Source organism: Sphingobium sp. RAC03 (assembly GCF_001713415.1).
In the GTDB taxonomy this organism is placed as follows: domain Bacteria; phylum Pseudomonadota; class Alphaproteobacteria; order Sphingomonadales; family Sphingomonadaceae; genus Sphingobium.
Genome location: NZ_CP016453.1, coordinates 525797 through 549673, shown reverse-complemented (window position 1 = coordinate 549673; position 23877 = coordinate 525797). Strand labels below are relative to the sequence as shown.

Sequence of the window (23877 nt, the reverse complement as noted above, 5' to 3'; positions counted from 1 at the left end):
ATGCAGGTCGGCGTTTTCATTCCCATCAACAATAATGGGTGGCTCATCAGCGAGAACGCCCCGCAATATTTGCCGAGCTTCGATCTCAACAAGGAGATCGCCCTGCGCGCCGAAAAATACGGGCTCGATTTCCTGCTATCGATGATCAAACTGCGCGGCTTCGGGGGCAAGACGCAGTTTTGGGAATATGGCCTGGAAAGCTTCACGCTGATGGCGGGCCTCGCTGCGGTGACCGAGAAGATCAAGATCTTTGCCACCTGCCCCACGCTGATCATTCCGCCCGCCTTCGCCGCACGCATGGCCAATACCATCGACAGCATTAGTCATGGCCGTTTCGGGCTCAATCTGATCACCGGCTGGCAGCCGCCCGAATATACCCAGATGGGCCTCTGGCCAGGCGACGAACATTTTCGCAATCGCTACGACGTACTCGATGAATATGCCCGCATATTGCGCGCGTTGTGGGAGACAGGCCGCTCGGACTTCAAGGGCCAATATTATCAGATGGAAGACTGCCTCGTGAGGCCCCAACCGCAAGCGGACATGAAGATTATCTGCGCGGGCTCGTCCGATGCGGGACTAGCCTTCTCGGCCAAGTGGGCGGACTATGCCTTCTGCCTTGGCAAGGGCGTCAACACGCCGACCGCTTTTGCTTCCAATAACGACCGGCTGTCGACGTTCACCGCGAAGACGGGGCGCGACGTCTCGGTCTTCGTCCTGGTCATGGTGATCGCCGCTGAGACAGACGAGGAAGCCATGGCCAAGTGGCGGCGCTATAGTGACGGCGTCGATCTTGAAGCGATCGCATGGCTGGCCGATCAGGGCGCCAGGGACACGGTCAACACCGACACCAACGTCCGTCAGCTCGCCGCGCCGCAAGGGGCCGTGAACATCAACATGGGCACACTGGTCGGCAGCTACGAAAGCGTGGCGCGCATGCTCGACGACATGGCCCAGGTGCCGAACACCGGTGGTGTGCTGCTGACCTTCGATGATTTCTTAGAAGGCGTGGAAGCGTTCGGAACACGCATACAGCCGCTTATGAAGAGCCGATCCAGCATATCACAACTATGAGCGGTCTTTTTCAAATAGAACTCGGTGGTCGCCATGCTTTGACGACGCCGTATTGTAGGATAATATGCGGGGCGTCGCCACTGCGACATCATTGTGTTTCCTTTAAGTTTGGCATCGCATGAGAAGGCGGACCGGACCTTTGAGACCAGCTGGTCGAAGTGGAGCGTCTGGCCTGTACATCTTGTCGATTGCCGATGACTGGTTTAGATGCGCCTTGCCGATTAGCCGGTTGACCCAGAGGTTTGTCACTTCGATCTCCAGTACATTGCGTCCGGCTTTTATCAGGGATGTCGCGTTCAATCTGTGCGGTTGCGTCCATATAATACCGGCCTCGATACCGTTAACTGTGACCCTCGCCACATCGGCCATCGCGCCTATATCAAGCCAGAAAACAGGCTTGGCGCAGGACGGCTTTCTTAGTCGAATGGCGCCGGTATAGGTCGCCTTACCCGAAAAAGTGCGAATCCTGGGATCAGATTGTTCATTGAGCCAACCCAGCGAAAAAGCACGCCGTTCATCAGTCGCAAGCCCAGGCGTTCCCAATGAGATATCCCAATGTTCATCGGCGGTCGCAACGGATACAGGGTCGACCGGGGCCACAGCCTTTGCCTCGCCCAAGTCTCGCGCGATCAGAAAGCGGCTCTGATAGGGCGCGAGCGCGACCCGAACGGCACCGGCCTTGGCTCCGGCATCGACCTGCGATCCATCGACAGCGTCCCACCATGTCGCCCCAGCCTTTGCAGGGAACAGAAAATCTCCTTCCACGGGCGTAGAACCGCGATTGACCAGGAAATAGATGTCGCCGTCGGGCAAAACACGGTGCCGCACGGAAAGCCCCTGGCCAGTAAAGCGCCAGTCCGGGGCCACGTGCAGCAATTTTGCTGCTGCCTCGGGCGTGCTGGCTTCAACGACATTGGGGAGTGACCATAATGATGAGATAGCCTTTGCGACCGCCGTTGGATCATCCGCTAGGCTTGGTGAATCGACAGGCCGTACACCCGCAATGGCAACGCCCTGTTTGGCTAAGGCCAAGAGTCGATTCAAAGTTTTTAAAGTCAGGCGCACGCTACTGCCGCCCAGAAACAGAAACTGGTAGCTGTTATCGGAGCGATTGGTAAGTTTGCCATCTTGAACCCTCAATCCCGACGCCAACAATGTCGCATCGACAAAATCATAGTCGAGGCCGAACGGAACGCCCTCCGGTTCCTTGCCGCCGAATAGCCCGGTGACCGGCGCTTCCTCACCAACAAACCAGGCGAACCCAGCCTGCGGAAGCCCCTGTTGGAGCAGGAACTGGGTGCGGGCCAGATAGTCGATCCAACCCTTGGCCATGTCACCCCAGGCTTCGTTGCGATTGAAATAATGGCCGAGCAACGGGGCCATCGTCATTCCCGGAAACGAACCGGAATGCAGGTTGGAACCTGTCGCCTGATGCACGGAACTATGAAGCATCAGGCGATTGCCGCCCATCAGGAAAGCCAGGTCAGCCGCCGGACGCATTTCTGCCGGAGACAGGCCCCATGGCCTGCCAAAGACGGTAAGTGCCTCGACCGCGGTATAGGGCTTGCCCAAAATATGAGCGACTGACGCCGCGCCCTTCACATCGGCGACAAATGTCGGCTTTGGACCGGTCGATGGATCAAACCACCACATCGCGCCAGCAGGTATGTCCGCCTTCGCGCGAATAGCCAGGTCGTTGCCCAGTTGCGGCCGATTATCCTCCAGCGCCTCGGCATAATAAGTCAGCCCGGCCGCTTTGGCATGTGTCGCCAGCGTGCCATAATGCGCCTCGGTCAGCAGGTCGGAAATTGTTTGGCGAAAATCATATAGGAATGCGTCTGATTGCGCCGGTTTCCCAACAATATAGCCCGCCAGTGCCGGATACCATCGGTCCAGCGGGTAGCCCATGCGGCTGTAAAATTGGGATGGCATGTCATCTGTCCAATTTTGCGCGCCAGCCTCGATGCTATCGCTCAAAAGACCGTTCAAGCCGATAGTCCCGTTAAGACCTGCGCGCTGATCGGCGAGATAGCGATCAATATAAGCACCGACGCGGTCGGCGGATAATTTATCAACCTCCAGGCCCGTGGCTTCTTCAGGTGCCGGTCCGTTCCGATGGCCCGTCAAGGACATGCCAAAGCGAAGGACCGTCCAGATGCCATGTTTCGGCGGCATCCAGTCGAGCGTCCCATCCGGTCCCATATTTTGGGTAAGGTCGATTATGCTGGTGGGATCAATAGTCGGCCCATCAGTATGCGTGGCAAGAGCGTAATAGTCAGGCACCGCGGCAAAGCCTGCCTTTTCCTCGGCATTCTGAATCAAGCCATCTGGGGATAGTTGCAGTTCCGAAACGAGATATCCCGGCGTCTGGGGGGTGAATGACAAAGGGATGGCCCCTGGAGCATAGCTTAGCGTCGTGTTGCCACCCTGTGCGTCGGTTGCGATCGCGATTCTAAAAAATCGTCCGCTGACCGCAGGGAAACTGGCCGTCCTGACCGGCGATTTTGACGCGGCCAAGGTCGCGACATGGCGATATGTCACACCATCATCGCTGATTTCCAGCTTAGCCACTGGAGGCGGCGGCGCGCCGAATCCGCCGACACCGGCCATCCCGATACGGAAGCTCCGAACGACCTGCGGCCGATCGAAGCGCCATATGATCCAACCCGTCCCGTTTGCGTCCGGCAGCAGGCGCTGCGGCGTAGCAAAGCGGCCGTCGGTCAGTTGTGCTGTCGTAACTGCACTGGACGAGGATATGGCATCTGGCTTCAATATCGTCCGATGTCCTGGGAAAGCGATGACAGCCACATCGCGATAGTAGCCCGCACCAGCGTCGTCCCCTCTCCCAACATCCTGATAGGCACCTTCTACCGCAGGCGGACGGGGCAGACGGATAGACACTTTTCCGCGATCCCGACGGACGGCCGTTTCCGACCACACCAGTTTCTTCATGGCATCGGCTGGCTGGACGAAAGGTGCTCCGGTCGAACTCCACCCCGGCGATGTGGCAATGCTAAAATCCATGCCTCTGGAATGCGCCCGATGGACGCTCTTCCGCATGGCCTCCTGCCATGCGGGGGACATCCATGGCTTCAACACGCCAATCTGCTTTGGCGCACCCAGACCGCCTTCGAACATATGAATGCCACCAATGCCCTGGTCAGCCATCCAATCGATATCGGCGACAGCCTCCTCAGCATCGATATTGCCGTTCATCCAGTGCCACCAGACCTGGGGTCGGGCAGTCTGCGGCGGATTGCGAAATTGATCTTCCAACGAAGGATCTGCTGATGCGGGCATCGAAGTGGCGCCCGCGATCAGCAGAATCGCCAGCAACGAAAGTCGATGCATCAGTTTTTCTTTACATATCGCCACCGTTCAGACCCGCCTGCTAAAGAGCGTTGTTTCGAGCGATAGCGCTCAGCACATCTGCGCTCGGTTTGGGCGTCCGTTTGAATGTTCGGCGGTCCAGGCTGTGCAAACCGAATTGTGCTTTATAGCCAAACCCCCATTCGAAATTGTCGATCAACGACCAGTGAAGATAGCCGGAGACAGGGACGCCCTCTGCGATGACCTTATGCAATTCCCGCAATGCCGCGGGAATAAGGCGCTGGCGGATGGTGTCGTCCGGCGTATTCACGCCATGCTCTGTCACGATAACCGGCACCTTCGCCACCGAATGGGTGTAGCGAACAGCCCCTGCCAAGGATGCTGGATAGACTTCGGTGCCAGCCCCGTTCCGATCGCCACCAGCAGGCGGTTCGACACGGCCCTTCGCATCCCAAAGAGCGCGTTCGTAATTCTGGACGCCGACGAAATCATCCTGACGCGCCGCCCGCAGCCATGGGCCGTAAAGACGTTCGCGGACCTCGTCGCGCATGCTGTTGCGCCCCACGGCCTGATCGTCGATCATGGCCAGGCTGACGCCCACGGGCAGATCACCGCGTACCGATTTGATGGCGGCCCGCCCCAAGGCATGGCCTTTGAGCAAATGCGTCTGCACCGCTGCCGGGTCAGGATACCAGATATTATTGCCCGCCAGGAATAGCGGCACGCCATTGGCCTTGGCGATCGCTTCGCAGACCGCCTTGTCTGCCGGTAGCAGCCACTTGGCGACGGCCTGCGGCAGCACGCTGGCCAACTGCCCCGCCAGATTCGGCTCGTTCAGGGTCGTGGCAAAGCTGATCCCGTCCGCCAGATGCGTCGCGGCGGTTTTGCAATAGCGCGCGAAAAGGTCCGGCGCGTCGGACTGACTCCACCCACCGCGCAGAGCGAACCAGGCCGGTGTGGTAAAATGATTGAACGTCACGAAGGGCTTGATCCCGCGGGCATGACAGCCTTCGATCATCCGCTTATAGTGGTCGAGCATGGCGATGGAAAACTCACCAGCGCGCGGCTCGATGCGCGCCCATTCCAGGCTGAACCGATATGTGTTCAAGCCCATGGCTTTGGCCAGATCCAGATCGACCGGCCAGAGTTCAAAGCTGTTGGCCGCATCGCCGACCTTTTCGGCATAATGGGTGTTGGGCGCGGCTTCGACCAGCCACAAATCCGAATTGAGATTATTGCCCTCTACCTGATAGGCAGCGGTAGCTGCACCCCACAGGAAGTCTTTGGGAAAGGCCCGACCCGGCGCTACTTTGCCCAGTGCAGGGTTCGTCAGCAGCGCGCCGCCTGCAATGGCCAGTCCTGCCGCAAATTGACGTCGATCCATCATGGCGAATTCCTCTTCTTGTTTAATATTATGGGTGGTGGACGCCGTTTGAGCGCCCATCATCGAGGCCCAGCATCCGGCGGTTCGTCGCCGTGTCGGCTGCTGCGCCCGCGAAATCGTCAAAGGCATGATCGGTCTTGCGGATCATGTGTGCCGCAATGAAGGGGGCACCTTCGGCAGCACCTTGCGCGGGATGCTTGAGCGCGCATTCCCATTCCAGCACGGCCCAGCCGTCATAGCCATATTGGGTGAATTTCGAGAAGATCGCCTTGAAGTCGATCTGGCCATCGCCCAGGGAACGAAAGCGTCCTGGCCGATCGACCCAGTCGGCATAGCCGCCATAGACCCCCGCGCGGCCATTCGGGCGAAATTCCGCATCCTTGACGTGGAAGCATTTTATGCGCGCATGATAGATGTCGATGAAGGCGAGATAGTCGAGCTGTTGCAACAGAAAATGGCTGGGATCGTAGAGGATATTGGCGCGCGGATGATGGTCGACGGCGTCCAGAAAGCGATCGAACGTAAGACCGTCGTGCAGATCCTCGCCCGGATGCAGTTCATAAGCAATGTCGATGCCATTTTCGTCGAATATATCCAGCAATGGTCGCCAGCGCCGGGCCAGTTCCGCAAACCCTTCCGCGACGAGACCGGCGGGACGCTGCGGCCAGGGATAGACGGTCTGCCACAGCAGCGCCCCGGAAAAGGTGGCATGGGCGATGAGGCCAAGGCGACGGCTGGCGCGCGCCGCCAGCGTCAACTGGTCGATCGCCCATTGCGTCCGCGCCGCCGGATTGTCCCGGACATGCGCTGCGGCAAAGCCATCGAACTGGACATCATAGGCCGGATGCACGGCGATCAATTGCCCCTGAAGATGGGTGGAGAGTTCCGTGATCTCAACGCCGGCCTGCCTGCACACGCCGATCACTTCGTCGCAATAATCCTGACTTTCCGCCGCGCGCGCGAGATCGAACAAACGGCCGTCCCAGCTGGGTATCTGGATGCCCTTATAGCCCAGCGCCGCCGCCCAGCGGGCTATGGCGTCGAGATTGTCGAACGGTACAGCGTCACCAGCAAATTGCGCCAGGAAGATAGCGGGGCCCTTCATCGTGCTTCTCCAACCAGATCAACCCAGCCACTATTCTGGGCGCTGCTGTCATGTGCGGCTTGGATGAACCGCATCCCGGCAATGCCGTCGGCCAGGCTGGCATAGGCCGGATGGGCAGGCACACGTCCGGCGACCGCTTCGGCAAAGTCATGATAGATGTTGGCAAATGCCTCCAGATAGCCTTCGGGATGGCCAGCGGGCAGTCTGACCGCCGTTAGGGCAGACGGATCGAGCCACGCGCCATCAGTCCCCGCGCGCCAGATCTCCTCTGGACCCGAACGCCGGACAACCCTTAGCCTATCGGGCTGCTCCTGGTGCCAGTGCAGCCCGGCCTCCTCACACCATAGAGATATTTCAAGCCCATTGGCATCGCCGGTGCAAATCTGGCTGGCGATCAACGTGCCGCGTCCGCCACCTGCCAGATGGAACATCGCAGCCCCATCATCGTCCAGCATACGTCCGGGGACAGCAGCCCGGATGTCGGCAGCGATCCGCGTCATCGGCTCGCCGGTGATGAATTCGACCAGGTTGAAAGCATGGGTGCCGATGTCGCCGAACGCTCCCGCCAGGCCGGATCGGGCCGGATCGACCCGCCATTGCGCCTGCTTGCCTGCCGCGTCCTGCGCCGTGGCCAGCCATCCTTGCGTGTAACGAACCGCGACGCGCCGTACCTGGCCTAGCCCGCCTTGCGCGACGAGCGCCCGCGCCTGCCGCACCATCGGATAGCCGATATAGGTGTGCGTGACGCCGACCAAGCCGCCTGTCCGTTGCGCGACCGCCTGAAAATCAAGCGCGGCCGCCATGGTGTCCGTCAGTGGCTTGTCCACCAGCACGGCAAAGCCTCCCTCTAGCGCCGCGATGGCGGCGGGCGCATGGACGTGATTGGGCGTCACGATTGCGATGAACTGAGCGCGCATTTGGGCAGGCAAAGCGCGTTCGCGGGCGATGAGTTCGGCATAGCTGCCATAGCTGCGATCCGGCGCAATCCCGGCCCTCTCGCCGGATCGACGCGCCCGTTCCGCATCGCTGCTCAATGCGCCCGCCACGAGCTGGCAATTGCCAGCGATCGCGGCCGCGGTGCGGTGGACCGGGCCGATAAACGCCCCTTCGCCACCGCCGATCATCGCATAACGAACGGGTTCTACCATGACGCGAGAGCCTCGAAATAAGGGTGAGATGGACGCGATGCCATTATCATTGGAACCTTAGGCCAACGCCTTATGGACAAAGCGCCGGAACCGTACCGATCCTTCCCCTGCTGCAAACAGAGCGGGACGCAGGCTGAGCAAATCGTCGATCGTATTGGAATTATAGCCTGACACTTCGTTGCGGACCCCGTGGCGAGTCCATGCCGTTCCGTCCGTGCTGTAGTAGAATGTTACGATCTGATGATCGTTGACGATCCTGAGAAACAAACGGCGCAGGGACGGTGCAGGCTCGGCCCAATAGCTTGGCTTTCCGCCCCGATAAGTGACCATTTTCTGCCCGTCGATACCCATGCCCAGGAACAGCCGATCGTTGAAGAACAGGAGCAGGCCACCTGTCGCTGCACCGACCAGTTCCAGTTCCACGCTAACGTCATAGGCCCGATCGCCCACTTGCTGGACGAGAGGAGAGCAATCCTGCGGGCCCGTTCCTTTGCCAGACAGGGCCAGCCAGCCATCGTGGGCCGAAACGCGCCCCGCTTCGGCGGGGGCACTGCCATGCAGGTTCCATCTTGTGCCCAGACTTGTCCGGGCGAAATCGTCTGATCGCGCAAGACCATGGGTGACGGCGCGTCCTGAAGGCTTTGGCAGCGGCCTGGACAGGTCGCCGCCCGTCGCCCGGAACCAGCCATCGGCTGTCCATTCGATCGGTTCAAGCAACGTCTGGCGACCAAGCGAGCGATAACCATTTTCGAACCCATGATACATCATGTGCCAGCGCCCATCGGTCCCTTCCACACAGGTTGCATGCCCCCGCGACCACCACATTTCTTCGTCGCTGCGCGTGCGTTGGATCGGATTGTGGGGGCAATGTTCCCAAGGACCATGGATCGAACGGGATCGCGATGCGATGATCATATGTCCCGTGGCAGGGCCGCCGGTCCCGCCGACAGCGCTCACCAGATAGAAATAATCACCGCGCCGGAACAGCTTGGGGCCTTCGAGCGCATAGGCCTCTGTGATCCAATCGTCGGGGTAGCGCCAGCCTGCATAGACGGTTTCGACCGCGCCATCGGTTTGCAGGCCATCGGCAGTCAGGCGCACCCGCGTGCCGGCACTCAGAAACAGATAGCGCTGCCCATCCTCGCCAACAACATGGCCCGGATCGATCAGTCCCCCGATGCCCAGGTCGATCGGATCGCTCCATGGGCCGTCGATCGACGTAGCGTGAATGACATAGATGTTGGCGAAGCTCGCTAGCCCAATCGACCAAGGTGCCCGCATGAAGGGGATGTAGATGAAAAAGCGGTCCCCATGCTTGACCAGGTCTGGTGCGAACACCGTCCCCAGCGGCTTACGCAGGGCCGGTCCCACCGGCGACCAGTTCACCAGATCGCGCGAATGCCAGATCAACAGGCCCGGCGAGGCTTCGAAGGAGGAATGGGTCATGTAGTAATCCTCCCCGTCCTTCAGCACGGACGGGTCGGGATAGTCCCCGGCGAGGACTGGGTTGAGATAGAAGCCGTTACCTTGATCTGCCTTGCGCTGCCCTTCGATACCGTCGGTCCATTGCGGTGCATCTATGCGACACGGGTCATCTTCCTTTTGTGCAGGAGGTCCCGCCAATGCCTTAGAGCCGAGGATCGCTGGCATTGACGCGGTGCCTGCGATGGCGAACTTCATGGCGTCCCGGCGGGTCTTCATGATGCTTCCTCTCGACTGACAGTTTTCATCATTGGCAGTTTCAGGCTCGCTCGTCGCTGGCGTCCTGTGCGATGAGTTCAGCAGCGCGCCACCCGATGACCATGGCCGGACCATTGGTGTTTCCTGCGGGCGGCACAGGCATGACCGAACAATCCACGACCCGCAAAGCAGCGATGCCATGCACCCGCAGCCGACTGTCGACCACGCTGTCCTGCGCTGGCCCCATTCGGCAGGTGCCGGTCGCATGAATGCCGGGGCTGGTCAGCCATTCGAGCGCCGCACCAATCTGATCATCCGTTTCCACGGACGCGCCCGGCACCACTTCATCGCCGACGAAGCGTTTGAGCGCAGGCTGCGCCATATATCGGCGGACCAGACGCACCATGTCGATCATGAAGGCCTTGTCGGCCGGATCGCCCCACCAGTTGGCGTCGATGTCGATCATATCGGCGACATCACCCGACCGGATCGCTATGCTGCCCCGGCTTTTGGGGCGCAGGGCAATGGCGTTCACGGTGATGCCCGGCTTATCCTCCAACGCGCCACGCCCCGGATCGGCCTTCATCTCCTCGGATGATCGCATCGAAAATGGGCCGATGCCAAATTGCACGTCCGGCCAGTCGGTCGGCGACCGCATCGACAGGAGCGCGGTGACTTCCGGCGAGGTGTAGGCCATCAGCCCCCTGCGCGTCAGATAATAGCGCGCGACGTGCGACATCAAACGCCAGCCGGAAAATTCGCGATTGGCGCCGGGGTCATTGTGCAGCCGATAGGAGATCGAAAACATCGCATGATCGGCCAGGTTGCGGCCGACAGCCGGAAGATCGTGCAGCACCGGCACGCCCGCGCGGTTCAGTATGTCGGCAGGGCCGACGCCCGACAGCTGCAATAATTTGGGACTTTGCACTGCCCCCGCGCTCAGGATCACTTCGCGGCGGGCGGCGAAGCTCTGCACGCCGCTATCGGCGCGGACACGCACGCCGGTCGCGCGCTTGTCTATGATCTCCACCTTTTCCACAACTGTGTCCGTCAACACGACCAGATTGGGCCGCTTCATCGCGGGCTTCAGGAATGCCTGATAACTCGATGCCCGGCGTCCCCGGCGGCTTACCGTCGCCTGCGTATAGCCGATTCCGACCGTGCCGGGGGTATTGATGTCGTCCAGCCGGGGCAGGCCCATTTCCACGCCCGCCTCCACGGTCGCGGCGATGGCTAGGGACCGATAGGGTAGCTGGGTGATCTGCAGCGGGCCGCCTTTGCCACGCGAGGGATGGCTGCCTGGGTTGCGATAGCTTTCCATCGCCCGATAGCAGCGTTCGATTTCACTCCAGCGCCACTCGCCATGACCCGCCGCTGCCCAGCCGTCGAAATCGGCGGGCATGCCGCGCAGATACCAGGTGCCGTTGGTGGAACTGGACCCACCCAGCCCGCGACCATAGGGCCAGACCTCGCCCTGTGGTCGGCCTGCCTGGGCCTTGACCGGGAAATGCCAGAAATGGGTGGGATTGCCGAACATCTTCATGAACGCGCGCGGCATGTTCACCAGTTCGGTCTCATTGCGGCCGCCCGCCTCGATCAGCAGCACGCGGCTCTTGCCGTCGGCACTCATCCGATCCGCCAGCACGCAGCCGGACGAGCCTGCCCCAACAATGATATAGTCAAATTCGGTATCGGCAGAGGTCATGCAGAAGCTCTTTTCAAGCGGCGGTGTCATGGCGGCGCCCCATGGAAAAGCGAATGAGCGCGGCAAAGATCAGGGCGATCATGCCCATCACCAGGATCGCAGGCGCAAGGCCGCCCGCGGCCCCGGCAACGGCGGAAAGGATAGGCGGGCAGAGGAACGCGCCTGCGAAGAAGGACGTCGCCCATATTCCCATGCCGCGACCACGCTGATCGAACGGCAGCCGAGCCTGTCCCCAGGCGAGGAGCGCTGGAATGACCATGCCGCCGCCCAGTTGCTGGACCGTCGCACCGGCCACGGCGCCCCAATAGCTGGTGGTCAGGCCGATGATGATCATGCCCACGCCGATCAGTCCGCCGGCGATACCCAGCAATGTGCCGATGGTGCGGACATGCAATCGCCGGTACAGGAATGCGCCCGCAATATAGGCAAGGCTGGTAGCCGCCTGGATCAGTCCGACATTGGTCGATGATCCTGCGCCGCGATCCGCCAATATGGTCGCGATGTTCAGCGGTTCGACATAGTAGATGATCGACGCGATCAAGGTGATCGAACCGATGGAAAAGGCCGCCGCCCAAGGGAAGCGAGATGAATTTCCTGCCTGGCGGCCGCTACCGCTGGACACCGGTTCATCGATGAAGGCGATGGCCATCAGCAGCAACGGGACCGCCAGCACATAGATGGCAAAGGGGCCGCGCCAGCTGATGTCGGCAAGCATACCCCCCGATGCGATGAGCGCCGTCCCTGCGATCGATGTCGCTGCCCCGGTCCAGGCGACCCAGCGATAACGCTGATCACCGAAATAATCGCCGATGAGCGCACTGGAAATCGTGATGGCAAAGGCGTCGGCCAGGCCCAGCACCGCTCGACTGGCGACGATGAGGATCAGATCGTCCACCACCAGCGGCGTCAACCCCGCCACGATATACAGGGCGATGCCGCCGATAAAGGCAGGACGCCGCCCAAAGCGGTCGGCGATCCATCCGGCCGCCGGGGCGAATAGCGCTGCGCAGAGCGACGGGATCGTGACGATCATCGGCACCAGCAGGCCGGCATGGGGCAATCCCCCGAAATGGGCAAACAGCTTGGGGATGGCTGGAAAAAGCGCGACGATCGCCATGACAGGCAATATCTGTGCAAAGACCAGCGTTACCCCCTTGGCCGTGGGGTGGCGCAGCGGCCTGGCTTGCTCGAACGTCGCGACCATGACCACCCCCTATGCTGCTGCCGTCGGGGCTAGGGTCAGCATTTTGCTATCCTCTGCCACCAACGGGAAAGGAAGGTAGGAAATCCGCAGTACCTCCTTGAGCGACAACTGGTGATCGCCTGCACCAAGCGCTTCCGGTCGTTTGACCGCGATCGTCGCCTTGTTGCCGAAGGGCCAGCGCCGGTCATAGGCCTGCTCCATATCATCGAGCGTGATCGGCCCCTTGCCTTCATCGAAGGAAATGGCGTCACGGGAAACGGGATCGCCATCGATGCTGACCACCAGATCTTCGATCATGGACAATCCAAGCCCGCGATAATAGCCCAGCATGGCATCGAAGGCGAAGCCGTCTGCCGTCTCGCGCAGGCTGCCGTCCACCAGGATATATTTGTCGAACATTGCGTCAATTGCCTTTCAATATGCGGCGATAGCCAGCAGCATGCAGGAAGCAGGCCATCACCCGGCGGGTTGCGCCGCGATACGCGCTTGCGCCTTGGCGATAAGCCGATCGAACATGACATGCTGACGCCGGACCTGTTCGCGGCTGTCCACCGGCTGGACATCCTGAACCCAGCGATTGCCCTCATATTCACTCGACAGATAGCCGTCCCAGCCGCCTGCCACCAGCTCGTAGATCACCTCTTCATAGGCATGGGTCGGGTCGGTGCAATCGGCGTCCATTTCATAGAATTTCGCCTGGATGTGACGGAAATAGGGAATGAAATCGCGGATACGACGGGGGTTTGCATAGGGATGATGGCGCAGGGTTTCGGCCATGGCGACTTCCGCCTTATTGCCCTTCATCTTCACGGCGACTTCATAGATGGTATATTCCGCCATGATCTTTTGTGCGTGCTGGTCCAGAATGAACTGCACCACATCGGGCCTCGCCCCTTGGCGGATGAAGCGGTCGCGGAACACGGGCGGGTAATTTTTCATGAAAATGCCCATATCGGGCAGGAGGCCAAGATGCTTCGTGCCCAAACGGTCGGCGACTTCCACGGTGCGCAATATCCAGGCATGTTCCATATGCCAGGGCGCATGCACCTCCACCCCCATATGCACGTCCAGTTCTTCGGCATAGGGAACGCAACGCTCCAATATGTCCGGGCGCACGAATACCAATACCCGCATGTTGCGGATGCCGAACCTGTTGCAGAGTATCAGGTCGCGGCGGATCGACGCTACCTGTTCGTCATCGCTCATCAACCGGTCCTTACGGACCTTGGTATCGAGGAACATGTCATAGCAGGTCAGGTGCGTGCCATGGCGCGCCATCATCTCCTGCCATTGTGCAATGTCACGGTCGGATATGTCGGGAAAATTCGGGATATTCTGTTCAGGCAGTATCTCGATACCCTTCGCGCCGATCGACGCGGCGAACGCCACGCAATCGTCCACGCTCATCTGCCCCAGGAACATTTCCTCCTGAAAACTATACAGGCTGACGCCGCGTTTGATGGTGGATGTCATCGGTAATCAGGCTCCAATGGGCGCAACAGGGGACTGCTATGCAGTGCTGGCTGGCGGTCCGGCACAGTGACGGACCGCCAGGGGGTGGATCAGAAGTCGAAGCCGAAATTGACGCCGATCTGGCGCACGGAATTGAAGTTGGTCAGGAACGCTGTCCCCAGCCGACCATTATTCGCTTCGCCCGGATCGATGCTCAGGCTGGACGGCACGAACTTGTCGGAACAGTTGCGGCAGAAGAGGGACGCGCGCCAACCGCCAGAGCTTTGCAGGCCGATGCTTGCGCCCAATGTTTCAAACCCGCCAAGCCGGGTGCCAGGCGCCTGATTGATCGTGAACCATTGCGAAGAGCGGTGCAGGATATTGCCTTCGACAAAGGCGTTGAGCGATCCACTGACGGCCCATTCATATTGCGCCTGCGCCGTAGCCACCAATTTGGACGACGCTGGTGTGCGCAGACCACCGGCGTTGAACTGCCGACCGGTCGGCACATTGCACGATGCATCGGGCTGACCGATATAGCATTCGGTGCCGGGGAAATCCTGGAATTTGGAGTCCAGCACCGTAGCCGCCAGATTGAAGGTCAAGCCACGCTGTGGCCGCGCATTGACGGACAGTTCGATGCCCTGGCTTTTTGCCGACGCCGCATTCTGGACGATGGTGGAGCCCAGTTCCGGGCTGAACGACGATACCTGCAGATTCTTGAATTTCGACCGGAACGCCGCCAGGTTCAGGATGAGTTTGCGATCGAGCAGGGTCGACTTCAGACCCACTTCGATATTGTTGTTGATTTCTGGATCAACGACCGGGGATACGCCGACGCGCGGGACATTCTGCGACAGGCCTGGCCCCTTATAGCCGCGACCGAATGTGCCATAAAGCATGATGTCGGGCGTGAAATTATATTGGGCCCCGATGCGATAGCTGAAATTGGTATTGGATACCTTGTCGGACGTAATCAACGGGACGCCGAGCGTCACGAAATACTGCCCCTGATGCTGGGCCAGGTCGGCTTGCAACCGGTCATGGGTGACGCGCCCACCTGCAATCAGCTTCAGATTATCCACGACCTCGTAAGTGAACTGGCCGAATGCGGCATAGCTTTTGCTGTCCAGGTTGAACTTTCCATCCTGTCCAAGAAAAGCCGTGTTGCTGCGACGGCACTGGCCCGGCCCAGTGCCGATATTTGTGGCTCCCACACAGAAGGGGAAGTTGGGTAGGGCCGGTACTGGTACGAAATTGAAACCAGCCAGTGCGAGATCAAATTTCGTCTTGGCCTGATAGTAGAAGAGCCCAAATTGCCCGGTGAAGCGATCGGTCGCGGGCAAAGCTACGCGAAGTTCGTTCGTAAACTGGTCATATTTCGTATTGGAACGGTTGATGTCCAGGCCATTGACGTTGGTATAGTCCGTATCAAAATTTTGCCGGCGACTTGCAGCTTTCCATGCTGCGATGTTGCTGATCTCGATGCCCGATGCCAGTTCATAGGAAAATTTGGCCTGAATGCCCCCGCGCTTCACATCGCGATAGAAATCGCCCCCACCGCCGATGAGCAGAGTGTCGAAACCTGGCACGATGCCGATGGCCTGAAGCGGGGCAATTGGTCGAGCGTTGGGCGCCAGGTTGGCATAGGGCCGATCGAAGTAGGTGGCTATGCCATGTTCTTCATTATAGTCGCCGATGATGTAGAGCGACGCGACATCACTGAATTCGACAAGATATTTGGCCCGCACGCCATATTGGGTCTGGCCGAAATCACCCGTTCCGCTGCCCACAAACTTTACCACAGGGTCTTGGGTAGAATAGACGGCGTTGACACGCAGGGCGGACTTTTCGCCGATCGGCACGTTGATCGTGCCCTGGCCGATGAATCCCGATCCGTTATTGGGGCTGGTCGGGCGGTGAACGCCCTCGACCTGCACTTGTCCGCCCAGCTTGCCCAATTCAGGGCGGCGGGTGACGATATTCAACAACCCGGCCGATGCGTTCTTGCCGAACAACAACCCCTGCGGGCCGCTCAACACTTCGACCTGTGCGACATCGTAAAATGTCCCGACGGCTCCGCCCAGGATCGAGCTGACAAGATTGACTTCATCCTGTGCGATCGCGACGCTCGACTCCAGCCCCTGCTGGAAGGCCAGCGTGCCGACGCCGCGGACGGTGAAATTATTTTCGCCGCTGACCTGCAGGCTGGGTGCTGCCTGGCTGAGCTGGCTCAAATTGCTGATGCCACGCGCTTCCAGTCCCTCGGCGGTCACGGCGGTTACGCTGACTGGAACATCCTGCAGCCGTTCGGCGCGACGCTGGGCTGTGACGACGATGTCGGTTTCGGCAAAGTTGGTGGTGCCGTCCCGCGTCGATGTGTCCGCGGCCCTGCTTGGTGCCGAATTGGCCTGGGCCAGTGCAGGCGTGGCCGTGCCTAGGAACAGCATGAATATCAGCTTGTGCATTTCGCATCCTTCCCGAAAGCAGAGCGATCCGATGTCGCGGGGACATGGCAGCCTGCATTGTTGTTCTTTTGTGCGAAGCGGCGTGAAACCAACCGTTGTCGCGAAGCTGTAATGCCACCGACTTTGACATCTGAAAAATTGTTTGTTTTAATGCCTAGGTATCAACAAATGAGATGATTTGGAGAAACGGTCGTGCGACTGAAGGGACTGGATCTTAACCTATTGGTTGCACTTGATATTTTGCTTGAAGAGCTGAATGTTACACGCGCGGCGGAACGCATGCATGTCGGTCAGTCCGCGATGAGCGCGGCGCTCGCCCGCCTGCGACACCATTTCGATGATGAGCTGTTGATTGTGACGGGGCGTCGGATGATGCCGACGGCCTTGGCGGAATCGATGCGTCAGCCGTTGCGGGAAGCGATCCTGCGAATCACCGGCGTCGTCGAGATCGAACGGTCGTTCATTGCCGCAACGTCCACGCGTCGCTTCACGATCGAAATGCCCGATCATCTGGTGCCCGTCATCCTGCCCGCCTTGACGCGCCGCCTGTCCGACCGTGCGCCTCATTTGGTGTTGGAGGTGCGTCCGCCTATCGGCGACCCATCGCCCTTGTTGCACAAGGGCGAACTTGATCTTGTCCTGACCCCAAGCATCTATTCCGACCCCGAATATGTCATCGAACCCCTCGTGGCCAACGAACTGGTCCTGGTCGGCTGGCGCGGCAATCAAGCGCTGCAAGTCCAACCAACGCTGGAAACGATCCTGTCTCTGCCGCAGGCGATCGTCAAATTCGACCGCGTGAGGCTGGCCAGCATATTGTCCGAACAACAGCTTTCCCTCTACGGCGGCGCAGGGCGTATCGCGTTGGTAGCGCCAAATTTCAGCTGCATACCGCCTAGCCTGGTCGGAACGAATCTCATTGCGATTCTGAATAGCCGCCTCGTCAAGGCCGCTGCGCGGAACCTGCCTTTGGCTGTCTGGAATGTTCCTGTCTCGATGCCAAATATGATGGACGTGATGATGTTTCATCAAATGCGGAAACAAGACAGCGGTCTGGCTTGGCTGCGTAATCAATTGCGCGATACCGTCGCGGAGATTGACGATAATGGTTAAGATCCAAGCCGACCAGAGCTGGCGTTTCCATGCGATGCAATGACCGCCCGGTTCTGTCAAAAGGGGCCGGATTGGCCACTGCACCCGGACGATCAGCAACGTCCCCAGCATTGATGACCAAGCCGTTCAGCTGATCCTTTAAAAGCGCTCGCACAGTGTGGATCAACTCGGAAACGAGATCTCACCTGTATAGGGGCATCCGTCTGATATTATTTGAGAATAAGAGATATTGCTACGCCTGAAATCGGCACCGATTCAGATCTCCCGGCGCAGTATTTTTCGTTTTTGAAGGACTTGTCTGAAGGTTGACACAAGCCCCGTTTCCGAGCCGTTCCACAGTCGAACTCGCAAAAGCTTATTGGGCATAGCTGCTCTCTAGCGCCGCGACGGCCATGCTGAGTGCGGTTTCGAAGCGTTGGCGAAATTGTTGAGGATCACGCTTATGCAGGCCTTCATTGTCGGAGAGTACGATCATGTTCAGTACCATGAGATAAGATAGGCCGATGCGGTAATCCCCCAAATGCAAGTCTTCTGCCGCCACCAAGCTATTGATCCGGTCCAGGATCAGTCGCAAATTGGGATTGAGGTCGGGACGCATATCCCCAGGATGAAGCACCCCGGCTGGTCGGTGCCGTAGCAGATATTTGCTCATGAACGCAGCGTAGCTGTGACGGCCTTCATCATCGGTCAAGTCGAGGACAGGCTCGCAAATCATGCGCATGAGGGTGAGAATATCCAACGGCTGGCCGCTCTTCTCGACTTGCGCAAGGGCAGTACCGCGCGGACCTTCCATCTGCCACACCCGCCACGCAAAGATCGCCTGTACGAGCGTTTCGCGGTCGCCGAAATGATATTGCACTGCGTTCGTATTCCGATTGCCTGCTGTTTGGGCAATTTCGCGGAAGGATACGCTCTCGATCGAGCGCCGCGCATAAAGCGATTCGGCCGCTGCGATGATCCGACGCTTGGTTTCATCGGCGAATTGTTGGGGCGGTGCGATCACTTTGCGTTCCGTACATGAGCCGCGGAGGATTTCCAGCCCGGATATCAGAACAGTCCCGTCTCCTGTGCATTTGCAGTTTTTGCGATAGCAGGGCCGAAGGCACCAACAGCCTAGCAATTAAAACAGGTGCGTTATTTACATTAACGCATATGTTTTAATCAGGGACGCCATGAAGGACGTTACCGACAAAAAAATTGGGAGAAGATGACATGAAGCAACATGGTTGGGGCGTCCCCTCTCGTCATCGCACTATGATCCGTTTGGCGCTGCTGACGGCGACTTCGGCGGCAAGCATCTCCTATTCCCCGGCGGCGCGGGCCGAGCAGGCACAGGCCGAACAGGCTCAGCAGGGCGGCATCGGCGACATCATCGTTACCGCTCGCAAGCGGCAGGAAACGACACAGGACGTGCCGGTCTCGGTCGTCGCGATCAGCGCGGAGCGGATGCAGCAATATGACTTAAGTTCGTTGGAACGGGTCGCGGCACAGACGCCGTCCTTTTCCATCGGGCGAACGCCATCCGGCTCTGGCGCGACGCTGGTGCTACGCGGCATTGGATCGAACACCACGTCGATCGGGCTGGAACAATCGGTCGCCGTGATCGTGGATGGGGCCTATTATGGACAGGGCCGCACGATCAACGAGGGCTTTTTCGATCTTGGTCGCATGGAAATTCTAAAAGGTCCACAAGCGCTGTTCTTCGGTAAGAATGCGACCGCGGGCGCGGTCTCCATTACCACCGCCGATCCTGGTGATGAGCTGGAAATCATTGCGCGCGCTGGCTACGAATTTACCGCCCAGCAGGTCTATGGCGAAGCGATCGTGTCCAGTCCGCTGAGCGAGACGCTTGGCATCCGGGTTGCCGCGCGCGCGTCCAAACAATTTGATGGCTATTACAGGCAGGTTGGGACGGCGCAGCCCTATCCCACGATCGACCGCACATCCATGGCTGTTCCCGGTCCCACCACGATCCATGTCTCCGATCCCGCCGGTGACGGGCGCGCCAAGGAAGCGTATATTCGCGGCACGCTCAAATGGGAACCGAGCGAGACTTTCACAGCCTTGCTCAAGGCCAATTATGGAATCAACGAGAATAATAATCCCAGCGCCGGTTCGGTCGTCTATTATTGCCCGACCGGGGCGCTGGCCAGCAATCCGGCAATTGCCTGTGATCGTCGCTTCGCGTCGTCCGCGAACCGCACGCCGACGGACATTGCTGCCAGTCTGCCTTTTTCCAACGCCAACGGCCAGCAAGGCAACCAGTATAAATCCTGGGCGGTGAATCTGGGCCTGACCTGGTCCATGGATGACCTGACCGTCTCGTCCGTCACCAACTATAATTGGAACCGCAACACGTTCCAATTTGACGCTGACAGCGTATCCCGCGCGGGTGCGCCGGGGGTCTTTGCTACCGAAGATACGAGCTGGCACGCCTTTTCGCAGGAAGTGCGCGCGCAGACCAGTTTCGGCGGCCTGTTGGACGCGATGGTTGGCGGCTATTACCAATCGACCATGCGCGATTATGATGCGTGGACGGCATCAGGCGGGCTTGAGAACAGTGCCGCGACACCCGGCTTTCGCCGCTATCTCGCCAATTCCAAGGATTCGCAGACCAAGGGCAAGACTTTTGCGGTCTTCGGCCAGCTTGTGGTGCGGCCGGTCGACAAAGTCGAGATTGGTGCTGGGGTGCGTTACACAGCGGAAAGCAAGGACAGCTATTTCCTTCAGCCCTATGCCCACCCGATCCGGGTCGCGCAGGGCATCTTCCTGCCTGGCGTAACCTTGCGGTCCAATCAGGATTTCGAGGATTGGTCGCCCGAAGCCACGGTGACGTACAAGCCTACTGACGACATCACCCTCTATGGTGCCTATAAAACCGCTTATAAATCCGGCGGATTTTCCAATTCGGGCATTTACAGTCCAAACGCGGGGCTGCAGGATTTCGAATTCGATCCTGAGGATGCCAAAGGCTTTGAAGCAGGCATCAAGACGACTTGGCTCGACCGCCAATTGCGCCTCAACCTGACCGCCTACAACTATAAATATAGTAACCTGCAGCTCGATTTCTTCCGCTCCGACATTTTTGCCTTCACCACCATCAATGCCGGGTCGGCCCGGACGAAGGGCATAGAGTTTGAATTCCAGGTAGCACCGCGCGCGCTGGACGGGTTCGACCTTCATGGCAGCGTGAATTACAACCGTGCCCGCTACGGCGATGCGCCTGGCACGCCATGCTGGGCGGGGCAGACCCGTGGACAGGGGTGCAACCTGGTCTATGTGGCCGCCACAGATAGCACACGCCCGTTCAACCCCGCGACCGACACGGTTGCCAACCGTCAGAATCTCAAAGGTCAGCCGACCGCCAACGCACCTGACTGGACCGGCAATCTGGGCGCATCCTACGAAACGCAGTTGCAAAGCGGCGCCAAGCTCGCCCTGGGCCTGGATGCCCGCTACAGCGGCAGTTATATCGCGACCGCCTTCGGCAATCCGTTCACGCGGCAACAACGCTACATATCGCTGGATGGCACGATTTCGTTCACCACCGCGGACGAACATGTGCAGTTCCAGCTCATCGGCAAAAATCTGACCAATCGCTTTTATGTGATTGGCGGCAACGACACGCCCAACAGCGGGTCGGGCACGGGCACCAATGCCGGCGTGCTGGCCGACCAGACCGGTTTTGCCAGCCTGCCGCGAACCGTGCAGGCACAGATCACGTTTCGCTACTGACCCATTATCCCGCTCTCCCCTGGAGGGTTCCGACCGGCATTGCGGCACAAACCGGAACCCTCCCCTTTTGAAGGGGAAGAGGCGAGTATCAGAAAGGATGTCATCATGATCCGATCGTCGCGCCTGTGGACCAGCTTGCTCGCCACTTCCGCTCTCGCTTGTGCTGCGCCGGTGGCGGGGCAAGCGACGAAGGGGCCTGTTGGCAAAACCGTCGAGACAACCCACCCCCCGCGTTGGCCGTCCGCGCCCGCCGCCCCCAAAGGCGCGCCCAATGTGTTGGTCATCATGACCGATGATGTCGGCTACGGCGTCAGCAGTGCCTTTGGCGGCCCGGTGCCAACCCCGACGTTCGACGCTTTGGCGCGGCAAGGCCTGCGTTACAGCCGTTTTAACACGACGGCGCTATGTTCGCCCACCCGCGCATCGTTGCTGACCGGGCGGAATCCGCACAATGTCAATATGGGCAACGTCGCCAATATCCCTACAGGCTATGAGGGATATACCAGCGTCATTCCCAAGACGGCCGCAACGATCGCACAGATATTGAAGGCAGGCGGTTATAATACGGCCATGTTGGGCAAAGGCCACATCACGCCAGAGTGGGAAATGAGCCCGGCCGGCCCCTTTGACCGCTGGCCAACAGGCCTTGGATTTGAATATTTCTACGGCTTCCTGTCGGCAGATGCCTCCTTGTGGAATCCCAACCTCGTCGAAAATGAAAAGCCGGTCGATCAACCTGATGATCCCGATTATCATTTCGAAAAGGATATTGCCACGCATGCGATCGACTGGCTTCAGGCGCAACATGTCAGTGCGCCCGACAAGCCCTTCTTCCTCTATTACGCCCCAGGTGCCGCCCACACCCCGCACCACGCGCCCAAGGAATGGCTGGAAAAGTTCAGGGGCCAGTTTGACAAGGGGTGGGACAAGGTGCGCGAGGAGAGCTTCGAGCGCCAAAAGGCCATGGGCTTGATTCCGATAGATTCCGTTCTCTCACCCCGCCCGGATTCTCTTCCGGCGTGGGACTCGCTGGATGCCGCGCACAAGAAGGTCGCAGCCCGGTTGATGGAGGCATTTGCTGCCACGGTCGCCTATTCCGATTACCAAACAGGGCGCGTTATCCAGAATCTTCGGGATAGAGGACAACTGGACAATACGATGGTGATCTTCATCGAGGGCGATAATGGATCAAGCGCGGAAGGAGGCCTAAACGGCCTTGCCTTCGAACAGTCCAGCATCACTGGCCGCAAGGAGAGCTTCGCCGAGCTTGCCTCACACTATGACGACTTTGGCGGGCCGAACGTCTACAACCATTTTCCGGCACCATGGGCCTGGGCAATGAACAGTCCCTTCCCCTGGTGGAAGCAGATCGCATCGCAGGCCGGTGGCACGCGCAACGGCATGGTCATTTCCTGGCCTGCGCGGATCAAGGATATGGGCACGTTCCGTACCCAGTATGCCCATGTCAGCGATATCGCACCGACCATACTGGAAGTGACCGGCATCAAGGCACCCGACACCATGGCAGGGGTCAAGCAGCAGCCGATCGACGGCATCAGCCTGGCCTACAGCTTCACCGCGCCTAATTCACCATCCGTCCGACGCACGCAGGTGTTCGAGATGATGGAGAATTTCGGCATATATCATGACGGCTGGATGGCCGGCACATTGCCAAAGCGCCTGGCGTGGGAAGTGGGCGCAGGCCAGGACCGCAAACTGAACCTCGGACCTGATAGCCGCAAATGGACATTGTTCAATCTCGACAAGGATTTTACCACTGCCACGGACCTCGCGACCAACAACCCAGCCAAGCTCAAGGAATTGCAGGACCTATTCTGGAAGGAAGCGGCAGCCAACAACATCCTGCCGATCCATGACTATAGCGAAGGTGCTGCTGGTCGGCCAACATTGGGCGGCAACCGCAACCATTTTGTCTATCGCGCGCCGTTGAGCCGCCTGAACGAAGATGCCGCGCCGCATATAATAGGTAAGTCCTTCACTATCGATGCTGACGTCGATGTTGGGTCGAACGCCAACGGCGTTCTGGTCACGCAGGGCGGCCGATTTGGTGGCTATGCATTTTACCTCAAACGCGGCGTCCCTGTATTCCATTATAATGCCGTGGGGTCAGATCAGTTCACCATCCGAAGCGCTCGTGCAATTGGCGCTGGTCGGCACAAGATTTCAGCGTCTTTCCAAGCCGACAAGGCAGAGCCGGGCTCAGGCGGCACGCTTACCATAAGCGTTGGTGGCGAGCCGGTTGGTAGCGGGCGTATCGCGCGCACCATCCGAGGCTGGGTATCCCACACGGAAGGATTCGACGTCGGTTTGGATACCATCACCCCGGTGAACGCCGACTATAGCATCGCTGATAGCGAATTTTCAGGCACAATACAGAAAATCGATATCTATCTAAAATAGAATGATAACCCATTCCGGCGATGAACATCTAGAGATTTCAAGGGAGATTTTTGACCGT

At 59.3% G+C, this 23877-nt stretch carries 15 protein-coding genes; 4 read left to right on the top strand and 11 right to left on the bottom strand.

Translation table 11 applies throughout. The features are described from left to right. Entirely contained in the window at positions 1-1074 is a 1074-nt protein-coding gene (gene rutA / locus BSY17_RS02445; protein ID WP_069064197.1) for a pyrimidine utilization protein A, read from the top strand. A gap of 102 nt (positions 1075-1176) precedes the next feature. Here the strand turns inward: rutA and BSY17_RS02440 are convergent, their stop codons facing one another. The 10 genes from BSY17_RS02440 to BSY17_RS02395 form a co-directional block, all read right to left on the bottom strand. Next, the gene (locus tag BSY17_RS02440) at positions 1177-4425 is read right to left on the bottom strand and encodes a glycosyl hydrolase (RefSeq protein WP_069064196.1); all 3249 of its coding nucleotides are present in this window, start codon (positions 4423-4425) and stop codon (positions 1177-1179) included. 40 nt (positions 4426-4465) lie between these two features. After that, positions 4466-5791, bottom strand: a complete 1326-nt coding sequence (locus BSY17_RS02435; RefSeq protein WP_069064195.1) for a glycoside hydrolase family 1 protein — start codon at positions 5789-5791, stop codon at positions 4466-4468. A 25-nt stretch (positions 5792-5816) separates the two neighbouring features. Next, positions 5817-6893 carry a sugar phosphate isomerase/epimerase family protein gene (locus tag BSY17_RS02430; protein ID WP_069064194.1) on the bottom strand — a complete coding sequence of 359 codons (1077 nt, stop codon included), beginning with the start codon at positions 6891-6893 and terminating at the stop codon, positions 5817-5819. After that, positions 6890-8041 carry a Gfo/Idh/MocA family protein gene (locus BSY17_RS02425; RefSeq protein WP_069064193.1) on the bottom strand — a complete coding sequence of 384 codons (1152 nt, stop codon included), beginning with the start codon at positions 8039-8041 and terminating at the stop codon, positions 6890-6892. The genes BSY17_RS02430 and BSY17_RS02425 overlap by 4 nt, the downstream gene beginning before the upstream one ends. A 57-nt stretch (positions 8042-8098) precedes the next feature. Next, positions 8099-9742: a family 43 glycosylhydrolase gene (locus BSY17_RS02420; RefSeq protein ID WP_069064192.1), complete on the bottom strand. Its 1644-nt coding sequence runs from the start codon at positions 9740-9742 to the stop codon at positions 8099-8101. Positions 9743-9782: 40 nt separating this feature from the next. After that, positions 9783-11426: a GMC family oxidoreductase gene (locus BSY17_RS02415; protein WP_069064489.1), complete on the bottom strand. Its 1644-nt coding sequence runs from the start codon at positions 11424-11426 to the stop codon at positions 9783-9785. Positions 11427-11439: 13 nt separating this feature from the next. After that, a complete protein-coding gene (locus BSY17_RS02410; RefSeq protein ID WP_069064191.1) occupies positions 11440-12630 on the bottom strand; it encodes an MFS transporter in 1191 nt (396 codons plus the stop codon). A gap of 9 nt (positions 12631-12639) precedes the next feature. After that, positions 12640-13029, bottom strand: coding sequence for a C-glycoside deglycosidase beta subunit domain-containing protein (locus BSY17_RS02405; protein WP_069064190.1), 390 nt, complete (start codon positions 13027-13029; stop codon positions 12640-12642). Between the two features lie 57 nt (positions 13030-13086). Then, positions 13087-14103, bottom strand: a complete 1017-nt coding sequence (locus tag BSY17_RS02400) for a sugar phosphate isomerase/epimerase family protein (RefSeq protein ID WP_069064189.1) — start codon at positions 14101-14103, stop codon at positions 13087-13089. A gap of 89 nt (positions 14104-14192) precedes the next feature. Further along, positions 14193-16550 carry a TonB-dependent receptor gene (locus BSY17_RS02395; protein ID WP_069064188.1) on the bottom strand — a complete coding sequence of 786 codons (2358 nt, stop codon included), beginning with the start codon at positions 16548-16550 and terminating at the stop codon, positions 14193-14195. Between the two features lie 192 nt (positions 16551-16742). On the opposite strand from BSY17_RS02395, the gene BSY17_RS02390 reads away from it, so the two are divergent. Beyond that, a complete protein-coding gene (locus tag BSY17_RS02390) occupies positions 16743-17663 on the top strand; it encodes a LysR family transcriptional regulator (protein ID WP_083216986.1) in 921 nt (306 codons plus the stop codon). A gap of 355 nt (positions 17664-18018) precedes the next feature. Here BSY17_RS02390 and BSY17_RS02385 read toward each other — a convergent pair whose 3' ends face one another. Further along, a complete protein-coding gene (locus BSY17_RS02385; protein WP_069064186.1) occupies positions 18019-18666 on the bottom strand; it encodes a TetR/AcrR family transcriptional regulator in 648 nt (215 codons plus the stop codon). 209 nt (positions 18667-18875) lie between these two features. On the opposite strand from BSY17_RS02385, the gene BSY17_RS02380 reads away from it, so the two are divergent. Then, positions 18876-21398, top strand: a complete 2523-nt coding sequence (locus BSY17_RS02380) for a TonB-dependent receptor (RefSeq protein ID WP_083216984.1) — start codon at positions 18876-18878, stop codon at positions 21396-21398. Positions 21399-21503: 105 nt separating this feature from the next. After that, positions 21504-23819 (top strand): arylsulfatase, encoded by a 2316-nt coding sequence (locus BSY17_RS02375; RefSeq protein ID WP_069064184.1) that lies wholly within the window; start codon positions 21504-21506, stop codon positions 23817-23819. The last annotated feature ends 58 nt before the right edge of the window (positions 23820-23877 follow it).

Bases quoted from the DNA above. Each gene is read 5' to 3' on its own strand.
- rutA (WP_069064197.1), top strand. From the start codon at position 1: ATGCAGGTCGGCGTTTTCATTCCCATCAACAATAATGGGTGGCTCATC.
- BSY17_RS02440 (WP_069064196.1), bottom strand. From the start codon at position 4,425: ATGCATCGACTTTCGTTGCTGGCGATTCTGCTGATCGCGGGCGCCACT.
- BSY17_RS02435 (WP_069064195.1), bottom strand. From the start codon at position 5,791: ATGATGGATCGACGTCAATTTGCGGCAGGACTGGCCATTGCAGGCGGC.
- BSY17_RS02430 (WP_069064194.1), bottom strand. From the start codon at position 6,893: ATGAAGGGCCCCGCTATCTTCCTGGCGCAATTTGCTGGTGACGCTGTA.
- BSY17_RS02425 (WP_069064193.1), bottom strand. From the start codon at position 8,041: ATGGTAGAACCCGTTCGTTATGCGATGATCGGCGGTGGCGAAGGGGCG.
- BSY17_RS02420 (WP_069064192.1), bottom strand. From the start codon at position 9,742: ATGAAGACCCGCCGGGACGCCATGAAGTTCGCCATCGCAGGCACCGCG.
- BSY17_RS02415 (WP_069064489.1), bottom strand. From the start codon at position 11,426: ATGACCTCTGCCGATACCGAATTTGACTATATCATTGTTGGGGCAGGC.
- BSY17_RS02410 (WP_069064191.1), bottom strand. From the start codon at position 12,630: ATGGTCGCGACGTTCGAGCAAGCCAGGCCGCTGCGCCACCCCACGGCC.
- BSY17_RS02405 (WP_069064190.1), bottom strand. From the start codon at position 13,029: ATGTTCGACAAATATATCCTGGTGGACGGCAGCCTGCGCGAGACGGCA.
- BSY17_RS02400 (WP_069064189.1), bottom strand. From the start codon at position 14,103: ATGACATCCACCATCAAACGCGGCGTCAGCCTGTATAGTTTTCAGGAG.
- BSY17_RS02395 (WP_069064188.1), bottom strand. From the start codon at position 16,550: ATGCACAAGCTGATATTCATGCTGTTCCTAGGCACGGCCACGCCTGCA.
- BSY17_RS02380 (WP_083216984.1), top strand. From the start codon at position 18,876: ATGAAGCAACATGGTTGGGGCGTCCCCTCTCGTCATCGCACTATGATC.
- BSY17_RS02375 (WP_069064184.1), top strand. From the start codon at position 21,504: ATGATCCGATCGTCGCGCCTGTGGACCAGCTTGCTCGCCACTTCCGCT.